Genomic DNA, 242 nt, shown 5'->3' on the forward strand with positions numbered 1-242 from the left:
TGAAATCGCGCGGACGTTTTTTGTCCGTCAATACCCAGCCGCCTGCGATGCACACCCGCGCCTCGTGTGCGTTGAAATCGTCGCGGCTCATAAACTGTGTTGGATGCGTTGCCACCACCGGCAAGCCCAATTCTTCCGCCAGTTTCACGCTGCCTGAAACGCAAGCCTCCCATTCAGGGCGTTCGGGCAGGCGTTGCAGCTCTAAATAAAACGCATCGGGAAACCACTCCGCATATTTCAAC

General features: G+C 56.2%; 1 protein-coding gene. It reads right to left on the minus strand.

Annotation, left to right across the window (positions count from 1 at the left end; genetic code table 11):
• Positions 1-242 (minus strand): hypothetical protein (locus ACTHS4_RS12430; protein ID WP_440366042.1); only part of this gene is annotated, 242 nt, incomplete at both ends.

It is taken from the genome of Neisseria sp. P0014.S009 (assembly GCF_051958155.1).
In the GTDB taxonomy this organism is placed as follows: Bacteria; Pseudomonadota; Gammaproteobacteria; order Burkholderiales; family Neisseriaceae; genus Neisseria; species Neisseria flavescens_C.